Genomic DNA, 7,299 nt, shown 5'->3' on the forward strand with positions numbered 1-7,299 from the left:
GACTCAGGACTCGGCCGCCAGCGCCACCTTCGACTTGCGGATCCGCTTGGAGCGACGTAGCGGTCGGGGCGTGACGGCCCGTTCCACGATCGCCAATATCCCCTCGACCGACAGCGCGAGCAGCGCGACGAGCAGGCCGCCGGCGATCACCTGGCCGCCGGCCTTGGCCAGGCCCAGACCGAAGCCCTCGCTGATGATCTCGCCCAACCCGCCGCCTGCGACCAACGCGGCCAGCGTGGCGGTCGCCACGACCTGAACGGCGGCGGTACGGAACCCGGCGGCGAGGTACGGCACCGCCAGCGGCAACTCGACCCGCCAGAGCAGCTGCCAGCCGGACAGTCCCATGCCCTGGGCCGCCTCCCGCACCTCGGGATCCACCGCCCGCAGCCCGGTGTACGCGTTGGCCAGCAGCGGCGGTATCGCGAACACGGTCAGCGCCAGGATCACCGGCAGCTCGCCGATCCCGATCGCCCTGATCAGCGGCAGGATGGACAGCAGCGCCAGGGTCGGGACCGCGCGCGTGACGTTGGACACCACGACGACCAGGCCGCCACCACGGCCGGCGTGTCCCAGCCACAGCCCCACCGGCAACGCCACCAGGCAGCCCAGCAGCACGGCGGCCGCCGAGATGCGCAGGTGCTGTTCGAGCAGCGGGAAGATGCCGGTACCGGGGTTGGTCCAGTTCAGTGGGTCGTTGAGCCACACGACGGCCTGGTTGATGTAGTTCACGAGGCCCTCCGGCGCAGCCACGGCGTCAGCAGCCGGCCGGCTCCGGCGAGCATCAGGTCCAGGACCAGCGCCAGCAGGACGACCAGCACGGTAGCGGTGGTGATCTCCGCACGATAGTTGGCGTGGAATCCGGCGCTGATCAGCTGGCCGAGGCCGCCGTGCCCGACCAACACTCCGACCGTGGCGAGCGCCACAGTGGACACCGTGGCCAGCCGTAGCCCGGTGACGACGCCCGGAAGGGCCAGCGGCAACTCGATGCGGAGCAGGCTGGCTAAGCGCCCATACCCCATGCCCTGTGCCGCCTCCCGGACGTCTTCGGGCACCTGCCCCAGACCGGCCAGCGTGTTACGCACGATCATCAACAGCGCGTACAGCACCAGCCCGATGAGCACGGTGAGGCGACCGATCCCGACGAACGGGGCGAGCAGCGCGAACAGGGCGAGCGACGGCAGCGTGTACAACACACCGGAGAGTGCGAGAATCGGCCCGGTGAGCCGCCGGTACCAGTGCGCGAGCACGGCCAACGGGACCGCCACGACGGCGGCCACCACGACCGCCTCAACGGTCAGCAGGGTGTGCTCGCCCAGCGCTGCCAGTACCGTTGACGAGTTGTCATTCATGTACTGCCAGGAAAACCACGGGTTGGCGGCGCTGGCGTAGGCCAGGGCCGGTGAGTCCGGAAGGGACATACGTGGACGGTACCTCGAACGGGAGTGCGGCACCGATCACCCTCGAGCGCGTCGGCAAGCGCTACCCCGACGGCACCGACGCGGTGAACTCGCTTTCCCTCGATATTCCGGCCGGTGAACTCGTCGTGCTCATCGGCCCGTCCGGCTGCGGTAAATCCACCGTGCTCCGGATGATCAACCGGCTGATCGAACCGACATCCGGGCGGATTCTGTTGGACGGCGCCGACGTCAACTCCGGCGACGCGGTGGACCTGCGCCGCCGCATCGGGTACGTGATTCAGAACACCGGCCTGTTCCCGCACCAGACGATCCGCGCCAACGTCGCGACGGTGCCGAAACTCCTCGGCTGGTCGCGACGCCGGATCGACGACCGGGTCACCGAACTGCTCGACCTGGTCGGGCTGGACCCGGCCCGTTACGGCAAGCGGTACCCGCACGAGCTGTCGGGTGGGCAGCGCCAGCGGGTCGGGGTGGCCCGTGCGTTGGCGGCCGACCCGGTCGTGCTGTTGATGGACGAGCCGTTCTCGGCGGTCGACCCGATCGTGCGCGTCCGGTTGCAGGACGAGTTCCTGAGGCTTCAGGCGACGGTACGCAAGACGATCGTCATGGTTACCCACGACATCGACGAGGCTGTCCGGATGGGCGACCGGATCGCCGTACTGTCCCAGGGTGGGACGCTCCAGCAGTACGCCAGTCCGGCCGCCCTGCTCAGCACGCCGGCGAACGACTTCGTCAGGGAGTTCATCGGCTCGGACCGGGGCATCAAGCGGTTGACCGTGCTGCCGGTTCCCCGGGACGGGCTCACCTCGGTGTCCACCGTGGACGACGTGCAGGCCGGTCCGTCGGTGAGCCCCGGATCCTCGCTGCGCGATGCCCTGGCCGCGTTGCTGGACGGCGGCACCGGTTGGGTCGCGGTACGGGACGACGACGGGACGGCGCTGGGCGTCCTGACGCCGACCCAGATCGCGCTGGCCGGTGCGGCCGAGGCGGAGTCAGCGTCCGTACCGGCCCAGCAGGCACGGCCGTCGACCGTCTCGTGAGCCGTCCGGCGCCGCGGCGCCCTGTCCCGCGGATCGATCGCCGATCCGCGGGACAGGGCTCAGGGCCGGAGCCCGGCCACGCCGGCTACCGCCGGGCGCCGAACGTTGCCAATCCGACGATCCAGCCGACGAACAGCCCGTAGACCACGCCCGAGGCGGCCCACTGGAAGGCGCCGAGCAGGCTCGCGTTGACCTGCACGAACGCCGCGATCAGGCCGGCGACCGCGCCGGCGAACATGTAAGCGGCCCAGCCGGCGAGAAACTGGCTCATGCTGCCCCGGGCACGGGACAGTTGAGAGCCGGCGAGCAGCGTGACGAACACTCCGGCGAGGACGATCAGCAGAATCGCCTTGAGGTCGTCGGCGAAAATGGTGCGCACCGACTGGTCGGAGCTGAACGACCAGTTGGGCCAGGCCAGTTCGCGGAGGAAGAAGCCCCACGCGTCTTTCGACGTGTGCTGCGACGCCCAGTCGACGTAGGCCGAGTTGCCGAATGCGATTACCAGAATCAGCGCCGCCACCACCGCAGTGCCCGTTGCGGTGCGAACGCGCCCACCAGTAGCAATAGCCATGTGGATAGTGTGAGTTCATACTTTCGGTCAGGCAATCGACGCGGGCGTATGATCCCGGAAGATCCGAACTGTCCTAACAGGACATTAGGCCGTGTCCCGAAGTGCTCGGTCGGCCCGAGGCGAGGTCCGGCGGCGGTCCGGCGGCGGCAATCAGTTGTTGATCAAGTAGTCGATGAAGGCGGCCCTGATCAGGGGTTCCTGCTCGCCGTAGTCGTGGCCGGTGGCGTCCCGCCACACCGCGGCGGCATCGTCGACGGTGGACTGCACGCCCAGACCTCCGTCGTCGCCGTCCTCCCTCGCCGGCAGGTGCTCGAACAGGGACCAGAAGAAGGGCAGGTCCACCTTGTCGCGGGCCCGGGCGAACGCCCGTTCGCGCAGTTCCTCGGTCGACAGTGCGTCCAGCTCAGCAAAGGTCGCGCCCATGTCAGCCCTCGCTCATGACGTGCTCGCCGGTCTTCATACCCGGAACGCTACTTGACGCCCCACCGCTCGTCCGACGCTCCACCCCACGTGTCGTCGGTCGACCTCGCGGGCAGTTGGCTGCTCCAGCCGCCGCTCCCCCGGCCACCCGACCAGTTCTGGCCGGTCGCGTCGACGGCACGGGTCTCCGGCTCGCGGGTCTCGCTGTCCCATCCGGTGGCCACCGGCTCGGACTCCCGGGGCGGCTGCGGCCGGCCGAAGGACTCGACCAGCCTGGTCAGCACGAGGCCGACGCCGATCGCCACGGCAGCCACCGCGTACGGGGAGATGCGCAGCTTGGCGGCGTCGGAGTAGCCGATCACGAGGGTGATCAGGCTGACCGAGAGCACGGTCCCGAGCACCCCGCCCCGGCGGCCGAACACGCTGGTGCCGGCGGCCAGCGCCGCGCCCACCGCCAGGCCGGTGGTGAGCAGGCCGTCGTTCGGTGTGACCGAGGTCGAGGACAACGCCGACAGCGTGCCGGCCAGCCCCGCCAGCACGCTGGAGCCGAGGATCGCCACGAACGCCATGAGCCCGGCCATGGTGCCGCGCCGTTTCGCCGGGTCGCCGACTGAGCGGAAACTTCCAACCCCCCGCCGGATCGGCTTGACCAGGCCGAGGATCCCGCCCAGCAGGGCCAGGGCGGCAAACCCGCCATACCAGTAGAACGCCTGTCCGGCCGGGTGGTAGGTGCTTGTGACCTTGGCGGCCTCGGCGTGCTTGTTGATCCACACGATCACGGCGAGCGCGCCGGCCAGGCTCGCCGCCCACGCTGGTACGTGCAAGACGACCACGAGCAGCCCGATGGCCGCGCCGACGCCCGCCGCGAGCAGCAGCGTGACCCCGGCCGTCGGGAGCAGGCCGCGGTCCGAGTGGCTGGCGAAGAACAGGGCGGCGGCCGTGGCTGTCGAGCCCACGGCCAGGTTGACCGCGCCGGCGCGCAGCGAAAGCCCGGCGCCGATCGCGACGAAGCCGAGCATGGCGGCGTTGAGCAGCAGGCCGCGCAGGGGACCACCGGAGATCTGGGCGTGGTGGGTCTGCTCGAAATACACGGCCATGCCGATCGAGGCGACCAGGAGCACCAGCTCCCAGACCATGTGCACGCCCATCCGGTCCATGCCTGGATCGCCATGGCTGGGATCGTCGAACACGTCGTCGAGCTCGACGGGCGACACTCCGCGCCGCGGGGCGCTCAGGGTGCCGTCCGCCGACGTGGTCGAGCCGGTGGTGTCGGCCGAGTAGCCGCCGGGCTGGTAGGTAGGCGTAGATCCGGTGTCGGCGCGGAAGTCCGGTTCGTCGCGGAAACCCTCGCCACGGAACCGGTGCCCCTGGTCTCCGTACGTCATGCCCGACGCCTCCCTAAGCGTTCGGAGCCCGACCGTACCCGTGGACGCCCTCCCGGGAAAGCCCCCGACCCGAGTTATTCCGGCTTCTCCTCCTCGTCCGGGCGCTGCGGCACCCGGCAGGCCCGTTCGAGCCAGAGACCCGCGGCGATCAGGGCCGACGCGGCGACCAGGCCGGCCGCGGTCGGCGCGATGTCGTTCCCCGCGGCGGACAGCCGGGTCCGCTGGGCCAGCAGCCAGATGAGTACCCCGGCATAGAAGCCGGCGAAGATCGCGCCGGCCAGCGACGACGCCTTGGCGAGCACCACGTACCGGGCGACGACCAGCGGCTGCACCGGGGCGGCGCCGGGGCGCCGGTCGATCCGCGCCTTGGTGGCCCTGGCCAGCACCGCCTCGCAGATGGCGAGCGCGAAGACGGTGAAGGCGGGCAGCCACGGGATCGCCGGAACATCCCCGTAGTAGTGCCCGACGATCAGCCAGGCGAGCGCGGCGGTGGCCAGCCCGACGACGACCAGGGTGGCCGGGTTGGTCGGGCGCAGGCGTGGCTCGTTGGTCTGCTGCTGCGGCGGACCGCTCATGCCGGATCCTCGCTCATGCCAGGTCCAGGGTCAGGTCCGGGCGGGGCTTGATTCGCGCGAGGTCGGCCTCAACCGCCTCGGTACACAGCAGGTCGGTGACCCATCCATGCCCCGGAACCGACGCGTACGGCTCGATGTCGATCCACGGCCGCAGCACGAACGCGCGCAGATGCGCCCGTGGATGGGGCAGCGTGAGATCGGGATCCGTCGAGACGATCGGCTCCCCGTCGGAAGTGTGAACAGCGATCACGTCGACATCCAATGTACGCGGGCCGAATGGCCGTTCCGGGTCACGCACCCGGCCGGCACGCTGTTCCAGCTCCTGGCCACGGGCCAGCCAGTCACTCGGCTGCGCCGAGGGATCGGAGACGATCAACGCGGCGTTGAGATAGTCCGGCTGGTGGGGATCGCCCCACGGCGGCGTCTCGTACACCCCGGAGACCACCTGGAGCACGTCGGACAGCGACCGCACCGCCGAGCGCAGGTGATCGAGGCGGTCGCCCTCGTTGCTGCCGAGCGACAGCACCGCCCGGGTCACGACCGCCGGCCGGACAGCGTCACAGCGACGTCCCCGAAGGCGTGCGGGATCGGCGCGTGCGGCTTGTGCACCGTGACCGTCGCGGCCTGGACCAGCGGAGAGCTCAAGCAGTGGTCCAGCAGGCGGGAGGTCAGCGTCTCGATCAGCTTGACCGGCTCGCCGGCCACGATCGCCGCGAGCTCGTCGGCCAACTCGCCGTAGTGCACGGTGTCGCCTACCTCGTCGCTGGCGATCGACTTCTGCAGGTCGACCTCGAGGCTCACATCCACCACGAACGCCTGCCCCTGGGCGCGTTCGTTCTCGTAGACCCCGTGGTGACCATGAACGGTCAGACCCTTCAGTTCGATCGTGCCCGGCACGTCGCCTCCCATACCGCGATGGCGTCCATTGTGGACCGTACGTCATGGACCCTTACGCCCCAGACCCCGGCGCACACCGCCAGGACTGTGGTGGCGACGGTGGCGGCCTCGCGCTCATCCACCGGACGCGGGGTGCCGTCCGGAGCGGCCAGCAGCCGGCCCAGGTACGACTTGCGGCTGGCGCCGAAGAGCACCGGGTGGCCGAGCGACATGATCTCGTCCAGGTGCGCGGACAGCCGCCAGTTGTGCTCCGCGTTCTTGGCGAAGCCGAGGCCGGGATCGAGAATGATCTTGTCGTGCTGAACGCCAGCCGCGAGCGCCTCCTCGACCCGCTGCGAGAGCTCCGCGCGGACCTCGGCGACCACATCCTGGTACCGCGCGAGCTGCAGCATGTCGCGGGAGTGCCCGCGCCAGTGCATCAGTACCCACGGACAGCCGGCCTCGGCGACCACCTTGGCCATGGTCGGGTCGGCCAGCCCGCCCGACACGTCGTTGACCACGCCGACCCCGGCCTCCAGGGCCGCCGCCGCGACGCTGGCCCGGGTGGTGTCAATGCTCATCGGCACCTTCGCCGCGGCCAGTTCGCGGATCACCGGGATCACCCGGCGGATCTCGGTGTCGGCGTCCACCCGCTCGGCGTTCGGGCGCGTCGACTCGCCGCCGATGTCGATCAGGTCGGCCCCCTGGTCGCGCATGCGCACGCCGTGGGCGAGCGCCGCGTCCAGATCGGCGTACCGGCCGCCGTCGGAGAAGGAGTCGGGCGTCACGTTCAGCACGCCCATCACCACCGGTCTCACCGCATCAGCCTACGGCGTGCCGCCCCGCCGCTCGCCTAGGTCCTGTCCTGTCGATCTTGTCGAGCCGAGGCGAGGTCCAGACGTCGATCCGTCGTCCGGCCGCCAGCGGCGCCGAGGGACATCGGACCGCCAGCTGCGGCGAGGGACATCGGACCGCCAGCGGCGCGGAGGGACATCGGACCGCCAGCGGCGCGGA

10 protein-coding genes are annotated in these 7,299 nt (G+C 70.5%); 1 reads left to right on the top strand and 9 read right to left on the bottom strand.

Translation table 11 applies throughout. The features are described 5' to 3' along the window. Nucleotides 1-3: 3 nt before the first annotated feature. On the bottom strand, nt 4-729 hold the full coding sequence (locus tag Raf01_RS31420) for an ABC transporter permease (RefSeq protein ID WP_203921688.1): 726 nt from the start codon (nt 727-729) through the stop codon (nt 4-6). Then, on the bottom strand, nt 726-1,418 hold the full coding sequence (locus Raf01_RS31425; RefSeq protein ID WP_203921689.1) for an ABC transporter permease: 693 nt from the start codon (nt 1,416-1,418) through the stop codon (nt 726-728). The genes Raf01_RS31420 and Raf01_RS31425 overlap by 4 nt, the downstream gene beginning before the upstream one ends. A 2-nt stretch (nt 1,419-1,420) precedes the next feature. Here Raf01_RS31425 and Raf01_RS31430 point away from each other — a divergent pair, with 2 nt between their 5' ends. Further along, a complete protein-coding gene (locus tag Raf01_RS31430) occupies nt 1,421-2,458 on the top strand; it encodes an ABC transporter ATP-binding protein (protein ID WP_275413093.1) in 1,038 nt (345 codons plus the stop codon). 85 nt (nt 2,459-2,543) lie between these two features. Here the strand turns inward: Raf01_RS31430 and Raf01_RS31435 are convergent, their stop codons facing one another. From Raf01_RS31435 to folP, 7 genes are all read right to left on the bottom strand, one after another. Beyond that, on the bottom strand, nt 2,544-3,029 hold the full coding sequence (locus tag Raf01_RS31435) for a hypothetical protein (protein WP_203921691.1): 486 nt from the start codon (nt 3,027-3,029) through the stop codon (nt 2,544-2,546). A 150-nt stretch (nt 3,030-3,179) separates the two neighbouring features. Further along, nucleotides 3,180-3,452 (bottom strand): hypothetical protein, encoded by a 273-nt coding sequence (locus tag Raf01_RS31440; protein ID WP_203921692.1) that lies wholly within the window; start codon nt 3,450-3,452, stop codon nt 3,180-3,182. Nucleotides 3,453-3,499: 47 nt separating this feature from the next. Continuing rightward, complete coding sequence (locus Raf01_RS31445; RefSeq protein WP_203921693.1) at nt 3,500-4,834, bottom strand: ABC transporter permease; 1,335 nt, start codon at nt 4,832-4,834, stop codon at nt 3,500-3,502. Between the two features lie 74 nt (nt 4,835-4,908). Further along, on the bottom strand, nt 4,909-5,409 hold the full coding sequence (locus tag Raf01_RS31450) for a DUF3180 domain-containing protein (RefSeq protein WP_203921694.1): 501 nt from the start codon (nt 5,407-5,409) through the stop codon (nt 4,909-4,911). A 13-nt stretch (nt 5,410-5,422) separates the two neighbouring features. Next, nucleotides 5,423-5,947, bottom strand: coding sequence for a 2-amino-4-hydroxy-6-hydroxymethyldihydropteridine diphosphokinase (gene folK / locus Raf01_RS31455; protein ID WP_203921695.1), 525 nt, complete (start codon nt 5,945-5,947; stop codon nt 5,423-5,425). Next, nucleotides 5,944-6,306, bottom strand: a complete 363-nt coding sequence (gene folB / locus Raf01_RS31460) for a dihydroneopterin aldolase (RefSeq protein WP_239134080.1) — start codon at nt 6,304-6,306, stop codon at nt 5,944-5,946. Before folB ends, folK begins: the two co-directional genes overlap by 4 nt. Next, nucleotides 6,285-7,088, bottom strand: coding sequence for a dihydropteroate synthase (folP, locus tag Raf01_RS31465; protein ID WP_203921702.1), 804 nt, complete (start codon nt 7,086-7,088; stop codon nt 6,285-6,287). Before folP ends, folB begins: the two co-directional genes overlap by 22 nt. Nucleotides 7,089-7,299 lie beyond the last annotated feature (211 nt).

The organism is Rugosimonospora africana, assembly GCF_016862975.1.
In the GTDB taxonomy this organism is placed as follows: Bacteria; Actinomycetota; Actinomycetes; order Mycobacteriales; family Micromonosporaceae; genus Rugosimonospora; species Rugosimonospora africana.

Excerpts from the sequence above, each read along its gene's own strand:
- folP (WP_203921702.1), bottom strand. The coding sequence starts at position 7,088 with ATGGGCGTGCTGAACGTGACGCCCGACTCCTTCTCCGACGGCGGCCGG.
- Raf01_RS31445 (WP_203921693.1), bottom strand. The coding sequence starts at position 4,834 with ATGACGTACGGAGACCAGGGGCACCGGTTCCGTGGCGAGGGTTTCCGC.
- Raf01_RS31440 (WP_203921692.1), bottom strand. The coding sequence starts at position 3,452 with ATGGGCGCGACCTTTGCTGAGCTGGACGCACTGTCGACCGAGGAACTG.
- Raf01_RS31435 (WP_203921691.1), bottom strand. The coding sequence starts at position 3,029 with ATGGCTATTGCTACTGGTGGGCGCGTTCGCACCGCAACGGGCACTGCG.
- Raf01_RS31425 (WP_203921689.1), bottom strand. The coding sequence starts at position 1,418 with ATGTCCCTTCCGGACTCACCGGCCCTGGCCTACGCCAGCGCCGCCAAC.
- Raf01_RS31450 (WP_203921694.1), bottom strand. The coding sequence starts at position 5,409 with ATGAGCGGTCCGCCGCAGCAGCAGACCAACGAGCCACGCCTGCGCCCG.